14 protein-coding genes are annotated in these 19141 nt (G+C 43.9%); 8 read left to right on the forward strand and 6 right to left on the reverse strand.

Annotated features, from left to right (window positions below; translation table 11 throughout):
• Positions 1-21: 21 nt before the first annotated feature.
• The 5 genes from trpC to trpB form a co-directional block, all read right to left on the reverse strand.
• Positions 22-819, reverse strand: coding sequence for an indole-3-glycerol phosphate synthase TrpC (gene trpC / locus F597_RS0109175; RefSeq protein ID WP_019539438.1), 798 nt, complete (start codon positions 817-819; stop codon positions 22-24).
• 98 nt (positions 820-917) lie between these two features.
• A complete protein-coding gene (gene trpD, locus F597_RS0109180) occupies positions 918-1913 on the reverse strand; it encodes an anthranilate phosphoribosyltransferase (protein WP_019539439.1) in 996 nt (331 codons plus the stop codon).
• Positions 1914-2026: 113 nt separating this feature from the next.
• The gene (locus F597_RS0109185) at positions 2027-2596 is read right to left on the reverse strand and encodes an anthranilate synthase component II (protein ID WP_019539440.1); all 570 of its coding nucleotides are present in this window, start codon (positions 2594-2596) and stop codon (positions 2027-2029) included.
• An 11-nt stretch (positions 2597-2607) separates the two neighbouring features.
• A complete protein-coding gene (locus F597_RS0109190; RefSeq protein ID WP_019539441.1) occupies positions 2608-4014 on the reverse strand; it encodes an anthranilate synthase component I family protein in 1407 nt (468 codons plus the stop codon).
• A 126-nt stretch (positions 4015-4140) separates the two neighbouring features.
• The gene (gene trpB / locus F597_RS0109195; protein WP_019539442.1) at positions 4141-5316 is read right to left on the reverse strand and encodes a tryptophan synthase subunit beta; all 1176 of its coding nucleotides are present in this window, start codon (positions 5314-5316) and stop codon (positions 4141-4143) included.
• A gap of 431 nt (positions 5317-5747) precedes the next feature.
• On the opposite strand from trpB, the gene F597_RS0109200 reads away from it, so the two are divergent.
• A complete protein-coding gene (locus F597_RS0109200; RefSeq protein ID WP_019539443.1) occupies positions 5748-6380 on the forward strand; it encodes a hypothetical protein in 633 nt (210 codons plus the stop codon).
• Positions 6381-6403: 23 nt separating this feature from the next.
• Here the strand turns inward: F597_RS0109200 and F597_RS0109205 are convergent, their stop codons facing one another.
• Positions 6404-7480 (reverse strand): metallophosphoesterase, encoded by a 1077-nt coding sequence (locus F597_RS0109205; protein ID WP_019539444.1) that lies wholly within the window; start codon positions 7478-7480, stop codon positions 6404-6406.
• A 365-nt stretch (positions 7481-7845) separates the two neighbouring features.
• Between F597_RS0109205 and F597_RS0109210 the strand changes: the two genes are divergently transcribed.
• The 7 genes from F597_RS0109210 to F597_RS20470 all read left to right on the forward strand — a co-directional run.
• On the forward strand, positions 7846-8478 hold the full coding sequence (locus F597_RS0109210; protein ID WP_245542014.1) for a lipocalin family protein: 633 nt from the start codon (positions 7846-7848) through the stop codon (positions 8476-8478).
• Between the two features lie 96 nt (positions 8479-8574).
• Positions 8575-11355, forward strand: coding sequence for an alpha/beta hydrolase family protein (locus F597_RS0109215; protein WP_019539446.1), 2781 nt, complete (start codon positions 8575-8577; stop codon positions 11353-11355).
• 65 nt (positions 11356-11420) lie between these two features.
• The gene (locus F597_RS0109220; protein ID WP_019539447.1) at positions 11421-11999 is read left to right on the forward strand and encodes an RNA polymerase sigma-70 factor; all 579 of its coding nucleotides are present in this window, start codon (positions 11421-11423) and stop codon (positions 11997-11999) included.
• 57 nt (positions 12000-12056) lie between these two features.
• Positions 12057-13046: a FecR family protein gene (locus F597_RS0109225; protein WP_245542015.1), complete on the forward strand. Its 990-nt coding sequence runs from the start codon at positions 12057-12059 to the stop codon at positions 13044-13046.
• Positions 13047-13337: 291 nt separating this feature from the next.
• Positions 13338-16634: a TonB-dependent receptor gene (locus F597_RS0109230; RefSeq protein ID WP_026327310.1), complete on the forward strand. Its 3297-nt coding sequence runs from the start codon at positions 13338-13340 to the stop codon at positions 16632-16634.
• 14 nt (positions 16635-16648) lie between these two features.
• Positions 16649-18370, forward strand: a complete 1722-nt coding sequence (locus F597_RS0109235; RefSeq protein ID WP_019539450.1) for a RagB/SusD family nutrient uptake outer membrane protein — start codon at positions 16649-16651, stop codon at positions 18368-18370.
• Between the two features lie 211 nt (positions 18371-18581).
• On the forward strand, positions 18582-19141 hold a 560-nt coding region (locus tag F597_RS20470; RefSeq protein ID WP_019539451.1), incomplete at its 3' end, for a Gfo/Idh/MocA family protein.

Below are 19141 nucleotides of genomic sequence, written 5' to 3' on the forward strand. Positions count from 1 at the left end.
ACGTTGTTTGTCATATTCGCCTCATTGGTCCTGCCGAATAACTTGTTCGATAAACTCCTTCAGACTTTGCCCGGGATTACCGCTTTTCATAAAATACTCCCCGATCAGGAATCCCCGATAACCTGTCTCCCGTAATTCCCTCACAATCCGCGTATCCGATATACCGCTTTCCGAAATCCATACTGCCTCCCTGGGCAAAAGATCAGCCATCCTGAACGACTTCTGCAAATCGGTCACAAAACTTCCCAGGTTACGGTTGTTGATACCGACAAGTCTGTTGAGCGGCCCGATATGGTCGACTTCCCCCTCATCATGCAGTTCCAAAAGCACTTCCAGTTGCAGTTGATTCGCCAGTTCCGTAAATCGTCTACATTCTTCCCGTGTAATAGCCGCAGCAATCAGCAGTACTGCACTCGCTCCGGAAAGTTTAGCCTCGAACAACTGGTATTCATCCACAATAAACTCTTTCCGCATCACCGGTATCTCCACACCCCCGGTGGCTTGTCGCAGGTCGTCCATTGTTCCGCCAAAATATTTCTCATCCGTCAGTACCGACAGCGCTGAAGCGCCTGCCGATGCATATGCCTTTGCCACTTCGTTCACATCAGCTGTTTGAAACAGCCATCCTTTACTTGGTGAACGTCGTTTGAACTCAGCAATAATCCCTGACTTTGAGTTTTCCAAAGCTGCTTTTAACGAGTAAAATGGGATACTACTCCTCGCCAACTCTTTTTCCAATTCAGAAAGGGGCAGTCTTTCTTTTTGCTCCGCAACTTCTTCTTTTTTGTGAGCAATAATTTCACTTAATATATCTTTCATAATTTAATATGCCAACGTGAATAATATGCCAATGTGCCAATTAAATTACCAATTGTCAATTGTCAATTGTCATTTCCCCAGTTTTCACCATCTTCCAGTCATCTGTTCAGTTTTACAAACTTCTCCAACGCTTTCAACGCCTTTTTTCCATACAATGAATCTCTGGCAATCTCAAGACACTCTCCGATCGGTTTATCCTGTTCAATCGTCTGAATACCAAAAGCAGCATTGATCAGTACCGCATTCATCTGCGCATCGGTAGCACTGGCATGCAACACATTCCGGAATATCTGCGAAGCCTCTTCAAGCGTATTGCCACCATACAATTCTTCCTGCGCAACCCGCCGATAACCGAGTTCCTCGGGAATATAAAGTTGTTCACCTTTATTGGTAATCACCTTGAACTGACTTGTAAGAGATATCTCATCATAACCGTCCATACTGTGTACGATACAGAATTTCTTCTTTTCCTCCTGATAGATATAGCCGTATAACCGTGACATACCCAGGTTATAGACCCCCAGCATCTGGAATTCGGGTTGCACGGGATTTACCAATGGTCCCAATACATTGAAGAAGGTACGTACTCCCAGGCTTTTCCTTACAGGGGCGACTGCTTTTAGTGCCGGACTGAACAGCGGAGCATGCAGATAAGCTATATGGCAATTATCGAGGCTTTCACGCAACTTTTCACTATCAGTAGCGAATTTCACACCCTGTTGCTCGATCACATTACTGGCCCCACTGATAGAAGTCGCACCGTAATTACCATGTTTCACCACATTGTACCCTGCACCGGCAACCACAAAACAGGCGGCTGTAGAGATATTGAAAGTGTTCTTCCCATCTCCTCCCGTTCCGACGATGTCGAGTGCCCCGTAATCAGACAAATCTACTCCCACCCGCATATCGAGCAGTGCATCACGGAAGCCCAGTATTTCATCCACCGAGATATTCCGCATCAGGAAAGAGGTGATAAGCGAAGCGATCTGGGTGTCAGCCACATCACCTTTTACAATAGAGAACAACACCTCTTTGGCCTCTTCGCGCGAGAGGTAGTGGTAATCGAATAGTTTATATAATATTTCTTTCATTTTTTTAGAATAAAGACTGTTTGAGATTTGGAATGTCGGATTTGGGATTTGAGAATTCAACAATTCAACGGTCTAATATCGATTTATTTGTAGTTTGTAATTAAAAAAACATCTCAGCTTCCAATAAAATTCCTTATAATGTGAATCCCTTCCGGGGTGAGTATCGATTCGGGATGGAACTGCACACCATGCAAATCAAGCCGCTTATGCTTCATCGCCATAATACTGCCCGCCTCATCCAATGCGGTGATCTCTAATTCTGGAGGAAAATTCTCTCCCGATACGATCCATGAGTGATAGCGTCCCACAAGGATCTCCTCCGGCAAGCCGTGAAAGAGATAATCATTTCCGGTGATCTTTGCCCTTGTCTGTACACCATGAAAGACAAACGGAATATTTTCCAATGTAGCGCCGAAAACCACTCCGATAGCCTGATGGCCGAGACATACACCTAATATGCTCTTCGTTTCGGCATATTGTTCAATCAATGGCAGTAACAAACCCGCCTCTTCAGGGATACCGGGGCCAGGGGAAAGGATAATCTTGTCATACTGTGCTACCGATGAAAGATCGATCTTGTCGTTACGCACCACATCCACATCATTATAACCTAATGATTTTACTGCATGGAGCAGGTTGTAGGTGAACGAATCGTAGTTATCGAGAATAAGTATCTTACTCATTGCAAAAAAGTTTAGGCGTTATACAATGTGACCGCCATATCGATGGCTTTTTTCAGTGCTCCCAGCTTACTATTCACTTCGCGTAACTCATATTCGTCACTACTTTGTGAAACAACACCCGCACCGGCCTGATACCATAACTCGTTGTTTCTGCTTACAAAAGTACGGATAGTGATAGCCTGGTTCAGATCACCATTCAGTCCGACGAAACCGATACATCCACCGTAAGCGCCACGGTTGTGCGACTCAATCCCGGAGATAAGCTGCATGGCACGTATCTTGGGCGCTCCCGAGAGTGTTCCGGCCGGAAAAGTATCAAAAAAGGCTTTGATAGGATCAGCATCCTCGTTAAGCTGACCACTCACGCGTGATACTAAGTGTATTACATGCGAATAGAATTGTGGTTCCTTGAAAAAATCGACCTGCACATCGTAGGCATTCCTACTCAGATCGTTACGCGCCAGATCGACGAGCATCACATGTTCGGCATTTTCTTTCGGGTCATTCAACAGAAAATCCACCGATTTCATATCTTCCTGATAATTGCCGGTCCGCTTTGTAGTTCCCGCAATCGGGTCGATACTGATACGTGATCCGCGGATCTTGCAATGTGTCTCGGGCGATGATCCGAAGATACGGAATCCGCCGAAATCAAAATAGAAGAGATAGGGCGAAGGATTGATGGAACGCAGTGCCCGGTATACCTTGAAGTCGTCACCTGAAAAAGGTTGTATGAATCTCCTTGAAAGTACTATCTGGAAAATATCACCGCGAAGGCAATGCTCTACTCCGCTGCGTACATACTGCTTGTATTCCTCGTCGGTAATAGTACTCCGCTCCGCTCCTTCTGTAAAGAAGTTGTAGGTAGCAAAATTGCGCTGATTGATCAGCGACTCCACCTTGAAGAGGTTGCTTATTTCCCCTTCTTCCAATAATTCTATCAGGGTAATTTCATCGGTAAAATGGTTGAATACCAACAGGTACTTATAGAGGATATAAAGCATATCAGGGGCATCATTCCTTGCCTCTTTACTTTCACGGACAGGGATATTCTCGGTATATTTCACGCAATTGAATGTAGTATAACCGAACAGTCCGCACTGCTCTTTATTGTCGCCCGCTACCTCAAAGCGGTAAATAAAATTGCTTAGCGCATCAGAGATGGTAAAATCGTCTGACAGCGATTTTTGCTCCTCTTTATCGTCCGGAGACAGGAATGTACATATCCCTCTGTTCACCTCTACCCGTGCGATTGGCTTCAATGCGATATAGGATACGCTGTTCTCATTGGCGTGAAAATCAGAACTCTCCAGAAGCGCCGACTGGGGGTAAGCATCTCTTACTTTGAGGTAAATACTGACCGGCGTATGCAGGTCACCCATTATCTTCTTACTATTGGTTTGGAATTTTAATTTCATAAATTTTTTAGACATAAGAGCCAAGAATCAAGACACAAGACTTTTGATTTAGGATATGCCTCATACCGATCCATTGGTAATTAATAATTAGTAATTGGTAATTAAAAACACTTCTAACTTCCAACTTCAGTACTTAAAATAAGTCTCCAGATCCTTTTCTCCCCTTCCCGAAAGTGTCAACACCACAATATCGCCGGAAGAGAATGTAACCTTTTCAAGTGCCGCCAGGGCATGGGCTGATTCCAACGCAGGGATGATCCCTTCGTTGCGGGTAAGATCAAAAGCAGCCTGGAGTGCTTCATCGTCGTTGATGGCCAACACCTGTGCACGCCCTGTCGATGCAAGATGGGCATGTATAGGCCCGATACCGGGATAATCCAGTCCGGCAGAGATTGAATAAGGTTCAGTAATCTGTCCGTCTTCGGTCTGCATCAGAAGTGTCCTGCAACCATGAAGGACACCGGCACTTCCCAGATGAATGGTCGCTGCCGATTCGCCGCTGTCAACTCCCCTTCCACCTGCTTCCGCCAGCACAATACGTACCCTCTCGTCATTGAGATAATGATAGATAGTTCCTGCCGCATTGCTTCCCCCTCCTACACAGGCAAAGAGATAATCGGGATAATCGCGTCCCTCTTCCCGGGCAAGTTGTTCTTTTATTTCGCGACTGATGATTGACTGTAACCGGGCCACCATATCGGGATAAGGATGCGGGCCTATAGTGGAACCGATGATGTAATGCGTATCACCCGGATGGGTACACCAGTCGCGTATCGCCTCATTGGTCGCATCTTTGAGCGTCATGTTGCCCGAAGTTACCGGTACGACTGTCGCCCCCAGCATTTCCATCTTCTTTACATTCACTTGCTGACGTCCTACATCGGTCTTCCCCATGTAGACAGTGCAGGGCATCTGCATCAGTGCGCAGACAGTGGCGGTAGCCACTCCATGTTGTCCGGCACCGGTCTCGGCGATAATACGTGTTTTGCCCATCTCACGGGCAATCAATATCTGTCCGACCGTATTGTTAATCTTGTGCGCTCCTGTATGGTTGAGATCTTCCCGCTTCAGATATATTTTGCAGCCATACCGCCCGGAAAGTTGTTTCGAATGGTATAGCGGAGAGGGACGTCCTACATAATCGCGGAGCAACTGTGCATAATCCTGCCGGAAACGTTCGCTTTCCATAATGCGGAGGTACGACTCTTTCAAATCGGTTACACATTTGTGCAGGATCTCGGGGATGTACGCTCCGCCGAACTCACCGTAATACCCCTTTTCGTCAATTGCATAATTTTGCATATATCAAATTGTTTAATTATTTTCCAAACTACTATCCGGTCGGTGATCGTATAATGGGACTTATTCGTCTCCCCATTCATTTCACTATGAGAACCGGCTCTATTATGAAAAAAGCCTGTCGCAGGATTGCGACAGGCTTTTTATATTTCTGATTCACTATAAACGCATGATGCTCTTCCTTACGACTTTGAGAGTTGTAAGTAGCGCCACCAATATCCGTTTAATAATGAATTGTTCATTTTCCTATGAATTTTGTTTGCAAAGAAAAGTGTTTTAAAAATACAATGCAACTGTTTTCCGCATTTTAACATAATCAATGAAAAAAATAAATTTGTCACACTATAACATTTAAACTAACTTTGTAAAATTAACACAATAAATGAAGGTTACTTATCTCTTTTCTGAAAGTAACGACTAGCGTCAAAGTACAAATGAAATCAACCAAAGTAGTTTACTTATCACTTTTTGTATGCTTTACTCTTCTAAGCTGCGAGAAAGAACCTATTGACACTCCAGCCCCTGAAGTCGAACCGCAAATCTTCACTTATGTATATACAAATCAACATGAGACAAAAGATTTCAATGTATATGTCGGTCCGGAGGGTCAGAAAATTCCGTACAGTATAGACAATGCATCCCATTTCTGGGGAGAATATAGCTCATTGGGCCAACCATACTACGATACATTGGTTGTAGATACCAAGAATGACAGTATATATCTGAAGCATCAATATTCGTCGATAAGTCAAGAACTTACTATCTCCTCCGACACGCTCAAATATAGTGCCGATGGCATGCTGTACTGGGGATTTTTTGTAGGAGACTCAACCTTTATAATGAACAGGGCACACTACTTTATTCACTATGACGGGCGGAAAACAGACTGGAATCCATACTCTCATATCGGTGCTTACGGTTATTGGCGTTACCATGAAGAAGCCCGGATGAATGAGTTCTTTCATAAGAATGCACGTTTCAGGAATTTACAGGATATGACGCTCCCATCCGATACTATCGCATGGTTAACAGAGTATTATCATTTTAAACTGGTTGAAACCAAATAATTCCTGAGGAATATAATTTTTTATCAATCCAACTCAAAGGTAAATTCATCATGAGGTTCAACTCTCCAGGCATATTTCTGTGTAGTGGGGGAAATAGCGAACAGAGGCGAGAAAGTCTTTACCTTTATAGTTTTTCCGTCCGGTAAAAACTCAAGGATACGCAGCCAGCCGTCGCCACCGTTACCATGCCACCCTCCACCAAGGGCCTGGGCGTTGAACACCATCTGGCTCACCTTTTTTCCTCCTGCATTTTCATCTACCCTGAAAGCGATGTGGCCTTTCGGATCATCGGGAATTCCAATATGACCGGCAAAAACCATCTGGATATTCTTCGAGGGTTGCACTAATTTCTGCCATACGGCTTCCCCGTAGTTCGGATCGGGAATCTTATAATTCTCATGCACGATATGCTTGTTGTTACTATCCATATAGGAATGCGTGAGGAGGATCACGGTATGATCCATATACTGCTCTTTTTCAATTATACCCTTTGCCCATTCCAGTGCTTCGTCACGCGGTGCAAATTCCAGTACGAGTACCAGAAACTTCCTTCCATGCGGACTGACAAACTCGTAAGCTGCATTTGCCAGTGTAGGTCTTCCTTCAGCATTCATTCCCACCTCACGGAGCATCTGCTGATTCAACCGGTTCTTATTAGACGGAAAATATTTATCGAAATGAGTATAACGGTTTTCCGCATTCACAATACCATAATCGTGATTACCGATGGTCAGGATATAGGGCAGTTGTCCGTCTAAACGCCCGAAAGCCGAAGATACAGCCTCCCACTGGGATACACTTGTCTGGTTTGCAACCCTGCCATTGGGATTGAACAGGTCGTTCTGCTCCACCAGGTCTCCGGTGCACAACACCATTTTGGTATTCAACGTTTCCGCATTATTGGAGACCCAGGCAAGCATCAGATCCAAAATCGGCTGATTGTAATCGAATTTCATATAGGTCTGCACATCGGGAAGAAGGATGAGGCTCCACGAATCCTCATCACTCAGCGAAGGTTTGACATAATCGTTCTGCTGTGCTGAAAGTGTAAAACATAAAACAGAGACAAATAAAAGGAGTAACACCGATTTTTTACGCATAATAAATCAATTCATTAATTATATAACAAAAGATAAATCAAAATACAGATATGCAAATATAATAAAAGCCGGGAGAAAGGCCAAACTTGTTTGAGCTTGTCCGAAACGCATCCTGTATTCTAGAAATATAACATAATTCAGCAACATTGATTTCAAAGTTTGTGGAAAAGAAAGATTTCTTGTATTTTCGTTGTTTACTTTTCAGATTTAAGATTTGACTATGTAGATTTTGACTACGGCAATTATTAATTCAGATTCAATATCTTTGGATTTTATATTCAAAATCTCCAGGTTCTCAATTATGAGTTCTGTATTCTAAGTTCTGACATCTTATTTCTGAACTCCACATTTTAAAATTCTGAATTATGCAATTTACATTTTTCATGGAAGGAATCCTCCGCACCAAACATAGTCGATATACCGATAAAAAACAAAGATTTGTTGTACACCCGCAAGTAAATATTACCCAATGGAAAATTGTTACAGGCGCCATGCTATTCATGCTGGCTCTTCTCTTTTCAGGAGCATGTACAACAATACCGAAAGAAGTACAAGCCGTATCGCCTTTCGATGCGGACAAATATCTTGGGAAATGGTACGAAATAGCCCGGTTGGATTTTAAATTCGAGAGAGACCTGAACAATACAACTGCGGAATACTCCATGAACGAGGATGGAACTATAGAAGTGGTAAACCGTGGTTATAATTACGTAAAAAAAGAATGGAAAGAGGCTATAGGGAAAGCAAAATTCGTGGAGTCACCCGATATCGCCAAACTCAAGGTATCGTTCTTTGGGCCGTTTTATGCCGGATATAATGTAGCTGCATTGGATAAAGACTACAGATATGCCCTCGTCATCGGTAAAAGCCCGAAATACATGTGGATACTTTCCCGTGAAAGAACAATCCCTGAAGACATACGAAAAGATTATATCCGGAAAGCAAAAGAAATTGGAGTTAAAACTGAGGAACTTATCTGGGTAAAACATGACAAATGAAAATTGATTTGTCGAAAAAAATTGTATTTTTGTTTATAAACATTTCCACCCCTTCATAAAAGGGGTGTCGACATCCTTTTAAAATTTAAACACAATATGTACAAAGGCGTTCTTATTTCTGTCTGTTTTCTTTTTTCAATAACTGTTCTCCATTCTCAGAAAAAACCGCTCGACCACTCCGTATATGACGACTGGAAAAGTCTCCAGCACATTACTATAAGTGATGACGGCAGTTTTTTAGGCGCCATTATCAGTCCACAGGAAGGCGACAGCGTTCTTTTCGTCCGTGACCTGAAGAACAACCAAAGCCTGACACTCAAAGGAGTAAACAAATACACGCTGTCTACAGACGGGAAATATACGGTAGGATTAATAAAGGCACCGTTTGCTGAAAGACGGGAAGCACGGATCAAAAAGAAAAAAGCGGAAGATCTGCCTGAAGACTCATTAGCTATTATCTATAATGACTCATTCCGGATTGAAAAAATAACGGCTGTCAAATCATTCAAAACAGGGGAAAAGACGATTTCGCATATAGCTTACACCATCACGCAAAAATCTGATACTACTGTAGAAAAGAATAAACTGACCAAACCGAAAGAACTGCTGGTAATCCGGAATATTGCAACACAACACGAGGATACTATCCGCAATGCAAAAGAACACCTGTTCAGCAAATCCGGCAACTCACTGGCTGTTATCATCGAACCGGATAAAAAAGACTCTACCGGTACACCCGGCGTCTTATTTTACGACCTGAAGAAGAATACCTCAACGCGTATATCCAATGAAAAAGCTGAATATAAATCGCTCGCTTTTGATGAAAATGGGGAACAGCTCATTTATCTGGCCACAAAGGATACCTCGAAAATAGAACAAAAAGTGTTCGACGTCCGCTATTTCCGGAACGGAAACGATTCTGCCATTATCCTGGCCGACAGAAATATTTCAGGTCTTCCCGAAAAATGGATTTTTAGTGAATTTTCTGCTCCCAGATTCAGCAAGAATGGAGAACGGATTATCCCTGGAGCTGCTCCGCAACAAGCACCGAAAGATACCACCATTGTCGATTTCGAAACAGCTGTGCTCGACATCTGGCACTGGCAGGAACCGTTGATCCAGCCTCAACAATTAGTAGAATTAAAAAACAAACAACGCCAAACTTATACGGGAATAATCCTTCCCAACCAACCGAATAGGTTTATCCCCATCGCCAATGAAGAGATGCCTTTCTGTAATATTTCGGATGAGGGAAACGGCCGTTTTGCATTGCTTTGGTCTAATGAACCTTATCAACTCGAAAGTCAGTGGGATATCTCTTCCAAAAACGATACCTGGGTGTGGGACTCCCGCACAGGACAACTACAAACCGTTGCCACTCCCCTGCCGGGAAGGCCCATGATCTCGCCACAGGGAAATTTTGTCTACTGGTGGGATGCTGCCGAACGTCAGTGGTTCGTGTATGATAACCGTGATATATCTACCAGGAATATTACCGGGGATATTACCGTCAACTTCTGGGATGAAAAGAACGACGTCCCCGCTAATCCCGGTTCCTACGGAACTGCAGCATGGATGGAAAATGACGAGTATATCCTTGTCAACGACGCATTCGACATTTGGAAAATTGATCCAAAAGGGAAGAAGAGACCCGAGAATATCACCGGCCATACCGGACGGAACGATTCCATCACATTCCGTTATGTGAATACCGATCCGGAAAAACGATTTATCGAGGCCGGCGACCTGCTTCTCCTATCGGCTTTTGAAAGAACAACCAAACAATCCGGTTACTATACTCTCGCACAAAAAGGACGCAACCCGCTAAAAAAAAGAACGATGGATACCTTCTCATTCTCAGGGATTGCCAGGGCGAAGGATAAAGAGGTGTATGCGTTCCAGAAGAGTAATTTCAATACTTCACCCGACCTGTACGTCACCCATAATCTCTGGCAATCGGCCGAAAAGGTGACCGATATTAATCCGCAAATGCGTGATTATAACTGGGGAACAGCCGAACTCTTTTCCTGGACTTCACTTACCGGCGTACCACACCAGGGCATTGTGTACAAACCTGAAGATTTTAATCCCACAAAAAAATATCCGGTAATGATCTATTTTTACGAGCAGCATTCCGATAATCTTTACAGCTACTTTGCTCCGGCGCCCAGTCGATCCACGATTAATATTCCTTTCTTCGTAAGTCGCGGATACATTGTTTTCACACCCGATATCCACTATACGACAGGTCAACCGGGGATAGACGCATACAATTCGGTGGTAGCGGGAGCAGAGGCGCTGGCCGGGAACAGTTGGGTGAACAAAGAGAATATGGCCATACAAGGACAAAGCTGGGGCGGATATCAGGTCGCTTATTTAGTGACAAGAACTGATATGTTTAAAGCAGCCGGAGCAGGTGCTCCGGTATCGAATATGACCAGTGCCTATGGTGGGATTCGCTGGGAATCAGGACGCAGCCGCCAGTTCCAGTATGAGCAAACCCAATCGCGTATCGGAGTGCCTATGAGTGATTCACTCCATCTCTATATCGAGAACTCACCCGTTTTTTATACCGAAAAGGTCAACACTCCCTTACTGATCATGCATAATGACAAAGACGGAGCTGTTCCCTGGTATCAGGGTATCGAATACTTCATGGCATTGCGCCGCCTGGGAAAACCCGTCTGGATGCTGCAATACAATAACGAAGCACATAATCTGAAAGAACGCCGCAATGCAAAAGATCTCTCTATCCGACTGCAGCAGTTCTTCGACCATTATCTAAAAGGTGATCCAGCCCCGGTCTGGATGACAAAAGGTGTACCTGCAACAGAAAAAGGGAAAGCATGGGGATATGAGATTAATTTAACGATGTGACGATTTGATGATGTGTAGATGAAGGCAATGCGAATGATCTACGGTTGGGAATAAAAGAAACTGATATGTTTGATGAAGTAAAAGAACTCAGAGCATTGAGTAACGGGTCGGATAAAGCTTTCGAGAATATTTACAATCAATATTCCGGAAAGCTTTATAACTTCATTATGGCAATTTCACATGGCGACCGATACATGGCGGAAGAGATCGTACAAGCCACATTCATCAAATTATGGGAAGTACGGGAACAAATCGATACAAGAAAATCAATATTGTCTTATCTCTCTACCATTGCCAAGAATACCCTGTTCAATAAATATCAACGCCAGACAGTAGAATTTCTGTACCAGCAATTCCTGTTGACAGAACAACCTGCCTATGATACTATTACAGAAAAAGAAACCGACCGGAAATGGCTTGAAAATTATGTGGATGAATTGATTGAACAATTACCTCCATCACGCAAGAAGATTTTCATATTGAGCAGGAAGGAAGAATTATCGACGAAGGAGATCGCCCAGATGATGCATATATCTATAAGTACGGTGGAAACACAACTTTCACTGGCGACAAAATTTATACGAAAACAGTTCGAAAAGAATTACGACAAACTGTTTCTCCTATGTCTGCTATCATTAATTTAACATAATTAACAAGAAGGAGATTAGAGGAAAGCCAGCTATAAACTGTATTCATAATACATGGAAAAAATAATGGAGGACAATCAATACATAGATCTTTTTGAAAAATACCTACGAAACGAGATTTCGGAGTCGGAACTGCAATTGCTCGCGGGAATACTCCGAAACAACAGACAGATCCAGGTTATTTTAGACAATGAGTTGATCAATGCTGATCCTGAAATCGATAAAGAAACGTCAAAACGTCTCTTTGCCTCTATCCACGCCTCCATTTCCCCAAAAAGGAACTCTCTTTTCACATATGCGGCATGGAGAAAAACATTACGTTGGGCGGCAGTGATTCTGTTACCTGTCATCTCAGCCCTTTCTGTTTATTTTCTAATGACTACTAATTTAGAGGATAATGCAGCCCTTATAACTGTTACTGCCGACAAGGGAGAAAAAGCGGCGATTACCCTCGCCGACGGGAGCAGGGTATGGCTCAATTCCGAATCATCACTTTCCTATAATGAAACCTTCAATCGCAGAGAACGCAATGTGTACCTCACAGGCGAAGCCTATTTCGAAGTGGTAAAAGACACCCAACATCCGTTTACCGTAAAAACAAGAGAGATGGACATCCAGGCATTAGGAACCTCTTTCAATGTGAGCGCCTATGACGATGAACAGATATTTTCCTCCATATTACTGGAAGGAAAGGTAAAAGTAACCGCCTATGGACAAGAGTGTATTCTTGAAGAAAATGAACGTGCGCTATACAATAAAAGAAACCAGACTCTCACAACCGATTGGGTCCATGCTTCCGATTTCGTAGAATGGAAAAACGGAAATCTCTACTTCCAGAACCGTTCATTTGAAGAAATTGCCAACACCTTGTCACGCGTATTTAACGTCGATATCCGTTTCGTATCCGATGAATTGCGTTCTATTCGTTTTTCCGGAACACTAGGCAGCAATAGTATCCGTAATACCTTAGATATACTCTCACTAACCTCTCCCATGCATTACGAAATGAACGGCACAACCATTGAATTGTATTACAGGGACTAATATTGTCCCATTTTTTGGCATCTTATAATAAATACTTCACAACCTCTTTTTCAGCGACGGAACCCAACAACACAATTCCTAAATTGTTAAATAAACACAACAAGTATTAATCGATTAGCGGAGTTTTTATATTCTCTTGTATAATATAACAGAGAGAATAAAGGAATTTTATCTGTTCCGATTATTCAAAACTACGTTTTATTAAGCTAAATAAGCAGATGATGAACTAGTTTATCCTCTGCCATAGCAGAAAACGCCCATTTTTCAAACTTTTTATTAAATTAATTATCTATGAGGAAAATTTTATTCCGGGAAAAACGCCTATCAGCGAAACCTATGCTGTTCTTGCTTTTGTGGTTCGTGGCAAGTCAGGTCTTTTCGCAAATTACTGTCAATGTACAGAACCAACCATTAGTAGAAGCATTGAAAGCGATTGAACGCGCCAGTAATTACAGGTTCTTCTACAATGAGTCACTTCCGGGACTGGAAAAAAACACCACTGTCCGGTTGACAAATTCCGACATCGATAACGCCATGCGGCAAATACTTGCCGGTACGAATATCGATTATAACAAAAACGACAACATCATCGCATTGGTAGAGAAAACTGCTGCCGCACAACAACCCTCTACATCAAATCAGAGTAGGACAACCACTGTGAAAGGGAATATCGTAGATGCTCATGGAGAGCCGGTTATCGGTGCCACCATAGTGGATAAGAATAATCCTACAGTAGGTACCGTGACCGATTTCGATGGGAACTTTTCTCTCGATGTTCCGGCCGGAGCAGTCCTGTTGGTTTCTTATATCGGCTATCAGGATGTGGAAATGCCAACAGCAGGAAGAACTTCTGTCGATATCATATTGCAAGAAGACACTCGGCAACTTGATGAGTTGGTGGTTGTAGGTTATACCGTGCAACGCCGCGAAAGTTTAACGGGTTCGTTACAAACTGTCTCCAGCGAGAAATTAAGAAATATTACTTCTCCTTCCACCGAAAACATGCTTAATTCAAAAGCGCCGGGTGTATATGTAGCGCCTGGATCAGGACAGCCCGGTTCGGTAGGAACCATTATAATCCGTGGTAAATCTACTGTAAACGGTAGTACCGACCCCCTTTGGGTAATCGACGGTGTGATCGTGGGAAGCAGTTCTGGTTCTTTGAACCCTGCCGATATCGAATCGATCACCATCCTGAAAGATGCCGCTTCCACCGCTATCTACGGCTCTCAGGGAGCCAACGGTGTGATTGTAGTCACCACCAAAAACCCCAAAGTCGACAAACTGACTATCGATCTTACTGCCAAAGCAGGTGTCAGCAATTTGATGAGAGGAAATCTCAAGGTGATGAATGGCGCTGAGATGTATGATTACTTCAAGTCATTCAGTAACCAGGAGGAAATTTTGTTTCCTCGTTGGAGTCCTGAACTGAGAGACAGTGATTTCAGCTGGTGGGATCTGGCTTCACAAAACGGATTTATACAGGAATATAACCTAACTCTTTCCGGTGGAACCGAAAAGATGCGTTCAATGATTTCTGTAGGTGTGTACGATGAAACCGGGGCTGTAAAAGGATATGACTACAGACGTTATAACCTGTTGTACAAAACCGATTACCGCCCTTTCGACTGGCTTACCATCAAGCCATTCCTTTCCGGTTCGAGACGTGATATCGACAATCGCCAGTATTCAGTAAGCGCTATGTATTCCAATTTACCATGGGATAGTCCTTACGATAAGGATGGAAATATCGTTGGTCATAGATCTCCACTGTGGGTAAACAGCAATAGTACCAATTATTTGTACGACCTGCAATATAACTTCTCCAATTCTCTCACCTATGAGTTTATGGGAAATTTCGATTTTGATATAAAATTGACCGACTGGCTGACGTTCTCTTCTGTCAACAACATAAAATACCAGAATTATAGTTCAAAAGACTATACCGATCCACGCTCAAATGCCGGCGAAGGGGTTAGCGGACGTATTGAGGAGTACCGCTCCGATATGACTCGCCGCTATACCAACCAAATGTTTCGTATCAACAAATACTTCGGGAAACACTCCATCAATGCCCTGTTAGCATACGAATTCAATGACTATTCAGGAAGAAATATTACAGCCAGGGGAACCGGATTTGTACCCGGATTCGAAATACTCGATGTTGTTGCCAAGCCTGAATCCACCAAAGGAGGGATATCTGAATGGGCAGTACAATCTGTCTTCTCCAATATCAACTATGCCTACGATAACAAATATTTAGCCCAACTCTCACTGCGTCGCGACGGAGCATCCAACTTCGGTGACAACGCAAAGTATGGTAACTTCTTCTCCATCAGTGGCGGCTGGAATATCCATCGGGAAGAATTTTTCAATAGTGATGTGGTAAATGAGCTAAAACTAAGAGCGGCCTACGGTTCGGTAGGAAACCGCCCGACCTCTCTGTATCCGCAGTACGATTTATACGCTGTAGCTACCAGCGCAAGCTATAACGGCAATTCCGGAGCATTGATCTCTCAAATAGGAAACAAGGGGCTCACCTGGGAGAAATCATATACGACCGGTCTGGGACTCGACATCGCTTTATTCGACCGTCTACGGATGACATTCGACTACTATGATAAAAATACCAGCGACCTGCTCTACCAGGTTCCGGTTCCGGGAGTTGTGGGTGTAACCCGTGTATGGCGTAATATAGGGGCAGTACGGAACAAAGGTTTTGAAGCTACCGCAAGTGTAGATATTATCAAAAACAGGGATTTACTTTGGAGCATAGATGCCAATATCGGCCTGAATCGCAACAAAGTGACCGAACTCTATGGTGTACGCGACCCGGAAACAGGGCAGGTGCCACCTGTCATTGGTGGTAGCGGTGTAAATATTGCCGGCTCAGCGCAGACTATTTTGCGTGAAGGAATTGATGCCGACACATGGTATCTCCCCGAATGGGCAGGTGTAAACCCGGAAAATGGTGCACCGCAGTGGTACAAAACCGTAACCGATGCCAACGGCAATAAAACAAGGGAAATAACTGACAAGTACGAACAGGCCGACCAGGTAGAAATGGGAGCTTATACCCCGAAATTCTTCGGTGGGTTCTCCACAAGTCTTTACTGGAAGAACTTCGATATGAATGCTGTTTTTGGCTACTCGGTAGGAGGAAAGATTTACAACTATACCCGTACCGAATATGATTCCGACGGAACCTATACCGATCGTAACCAGATGCGCCTGCTGAAAGGATGGAGCCGCTGGCAAAAACCGGGTGATATCGCTACACACCCCAAAGCTGTCTATGAGAACAAATCCCAGTCCAACAAGGTTTCATCGCGTTATCTGGAAGATGGATCCTATTTCAAAATGCGTACACTATCCTTAGGATATAATTTCGAGTTACCGCAATACAACCTGTCCAATGTAAGGCTTTTTGTTACCGGTGAGAATCTCTTTACGATTACCAACTACTCAGGTATTGATCCTGAACTGCCTTCACATGATGACAATGGCACACTTAAAGTTGTGGGTGTCACTACTACCGTATATCCCACCACGCGTAAATTCTTATTTGGCATCAACATAACATTTTAAAGGAAAATAATCATATGAAGAAATTTGTTATATACATTTTATTTTTCGCAGGAATTGGTTTTACTGCTTGCGATATAGACAGATTGCCCTACGGCTCCATGCCGGATGAAAGAATAAAGCAGGATCCCGACGGATCACTTTCAACCCTGCTTAACGGTGCTTATGCACAAATGAAAACATGGTCGGACGTAATGCACCGCTGCGGTGAATATGCAGGTGATAATATCATGATCCGGGGTTCATCCACCGATGCCTTCTATGAATTTATCTCCTACTCTCGAACTCCTAACAATTATCGTCTTCAATCATTCTGGGACAACAGCTACAAAGCCATTGCCCAGACGTCCAATATCATTTCGATGATTGAGGAGGGGCAGAGTCCCGAAGTAGACAACCAGATTGGAGAAGCTTATTTCCTTCGTGGGTTAATGTATTTCTATCTCTGCCGTGCGTATGGAAGGCCCTATTTCCAGAATCCCGACAAAAACCTTGGCGTTCCCATCGTAAATGGTACACCTGAGAATGTTTTCGGAGATTTTCCTGATCGTGCTACAGTGGAAGAGACTTACAAGCAATCTATTGCCGATTTGGAGAAGGCTACGACTTTGCTGACTATCGACAAAGGGCCCGTATATGCATCCAAAACGGCAGCACAAGCCTTATTGTCCCGTATCTATCTTTATATGAGTGGAACCTATGAAAATCCGAACGTACAATACGCTGATAAAGCCATTGAATATGCTGACGCAGTGATCAGTTCGGGAGAATATTCACTGTTGTCACGCAACAATTTTATGCGTTATAACGAGTTCACTCCTGAAAATAACAGTGAGACCATCTTCGCCATTAAGCGTGTTGCTGCGGAGTTTTCGGGCTACGATCACTACTACGGTGTAGGAGGGATGTACGCTGTTATCGGAGGAATGGGTTGGGGCGAGATGTACGCCAGCGGCAAATATCTGAGCTTACTTGATGAGACAGGGCGTAATGACTGGGCAAATGGTAAAATAGTAGATGCCCGCGCCGCCTTTATCGAACCACAGTATGCAGATGATGATATAGATGTCTTCCGGTTTATCAGGAATCTATACAACGATGCTGGTGTACAGACCAATTATACATATATCCAGGCACCCATTACAAGATCAGGCAACACCATCACCTGCGTAGACAATGAAAAAACCTATACATTGACACCGGTAGATGCAGAACAGGGTATCTATTCTATCAATTATGAAGATGGTAAAACCTATACAGGTGTAATCGACAGATTGATGAAGCTGAACCGTTCCCATCCTATGTTTTATATCGTGAAGTGCTCACGCGAAGGGGAAGACTCCCATCTCCACTCTCCCATAATCACCCGGTTGGCGGAAATGTATCTGAATAAAGCAGAAGCTGCTGCCAAAACAGGCGATTATACCACTGCCCTTGCAGCGTTGAACGTTGTGCGTGAACGTTCATTGCCCGGTCAGGGATACACTCAATTTACCGCTGCCAATGCAGATGAGCTGATCGACAAGGAACGTCAACTGGAACTTGCTTTCCAGGCCGAACGGAGCTATGATGTATTCCGCAACGGTAAATCGCTCACCCGCCATTATCCAGGGCCACACAATGCAATGGAAGAGGTAGCCCCTATCGATTACCGTGTAGTCTACTATATACCACAAGATGCAATCAATGCATACGTAGGTACAGGTAATCAATTAACGCAGAATCCGACAAGCAATTAAATTATCCGAACGATCTGAGGGTAAGTCTATTGCTCTTCCAACCGTTTGAATAGTCTAAAAGTTTTAGAAAACATTCATTTACAATAGACATTTTCTGCGCTCGGCAAAACAAATAAATTTGTTCTGCTCTTGCTTAACGAAAATGTTCCTTTTAATTCAATAAGTAGAAGGCACAATCAGGTTGCCTTCTACTATATTACTCAAAATTCTTATGCAAAAACAACTGACAACATTGGCCATATTACTGGCAACTATTTTCCTGTTCAGCTGTACCAACGGTACGCAGGGGACAAAAGGAAAAGGAGAGAAGTGCCAACCCATCCGGACAGAAGTACCCGGACGCCCGGCGGGACAAAAAGACGTACTGGGGCTGGTAACCGAAAAGCTGGACACCGTACGCGTCGGCTTTATCGGCCTGGGCATGCGCGGCCCGGGCGCCGTACAGCGTTTTACCCATATCCCGGGAACGAAGATCGTGGCCCTGTGCGACCTGCACGAAGACAGGGTGGAGAAGGCACAGGGCATCCTCGAGAAGGCCGGCTTGCCCCGTGCCGCCTCCTACAGCGGCAGTGAAGAAGCCTGGAAGGAACTCTGCCAGCGTGATGATATCGACCTGGTCTATATCGCCACCGACTGGAAAAAGCATGCCCCGATGATGGTCTACGCCATGGAGCAGGGCAAGCATGTGGCCTGCGAGGTACCCGCCGCCATGACCCTGGAAGAGATATGGGACGTGGTGAACACCGCCGAGCGTACACAGAAACACTGCAT

Origin of the sequence: Proteiniphilum acetatigenes DSM 18083 (assembly GCF_000380985.1) — a bacterium.
Taxonomy (GTDB): Bacteria; Bacteroidota; Bacteroidia; order Bacteroidales; family Dysgonomonadaceae; genus Proteiniphilum; species Proteiniphilum acetatigenes.

What these genes read in the sequence shown, in the direction of transcription:
- F597_RS0109215 (WP_019539446.1), top strand. Translation starts at nt 8,575, where the DNA reads ATGTACAAAGGCGTTCTTATTTCTGTCTGTTTTCTTTTTTCAATAACT.
- F597_RS0109190 (WP_019539441.1), bottom strand. Translation starts at nt 4,014, where the DNA reads ATGAAATTAAAATTCCAAACCAATAGTAAGAAGATAATGGGTGACCTG.
- trpC (WP_019539438.1), bottom strand. Translation starts at nt 819, where the DNA reads ATGAAAGATATATTAAGTGAAATTATTGCTCACAAAAAAGAAGAAGTT.
- trpD (WP_019539439.1), bottom strand. Translation starts at nt 1,913, where the DNA reads ATGAAAGAAATATTATATAAACTATTCGATTACCACTACCTCTCGCGC.
- F597_RS0109205 (WP_019539444.1), bottom strand. Translation starts at nt 7,480, where the DNA reads ATGCGTAAAAAATCGGTGTTACTCCTTTTATTTGTCTCTGTTTTATGT.
- F597_RS0109210 (WP_245542014.1), top strand. Translation starts at nt 7,846, where the DNA reads ATGCAATTTACATTTTTCATGGAAGGAATCCTCCGCACCAAACATAGT.
- F597_RS0109185 (WP_019539440.1), bottom strand. Translation starts at nt 2,596, where the DNA reads ATGAGTAAGATACTTATTCTCGATAACTACGATTCGTTCACCTACAAC.
- F597_RS0109200 (WP_019539443.1), top strand. Translation starts at nt 5,748, where the DNA reads ATGAAATCAACCAAAGTAGTTTACTTATCACTTTTTGTATGCTTTACT.
- trpB (WP_019539442.1), bottom strand. Translation starts at nt 5,316, where the DNA reads ATGCAAAATTATGCAATTGACGAAAAGGGGTATTACGGTGAGTTCGGC.
- F597_RS0109235 (WP_019539450.1), top strand. Translation starts at nt 16,649, where the DNA reads ATGAAGAAATTTGTTATATACATTTTATTTTTCGCAGGAATTGGTTTT.
- F597_RS0109220 (WP_019539447.1), top strand. Translation starts at nt 11,421, where the DNA reads ATGTTTGATGAAGTAAAAGAACTCAGAGCATTGAGTAACGGGTCGGAT.
- F597_RS0109230 (WP_026327310.1), top strand. Translation starts at nt 13,338, where the DNA reads ATGAGGAAAATTTTATTCCGGGAAAAACGCCTATCAGCGAAACCTATG.
- F597_RS0109225 (WP_245542015.1), top strand. Translation starts at nt 12,057, where the DNA reads ATGGAAAAAATAATGGAGGACAATCAATACATAGATCTTTTTGAAAAA.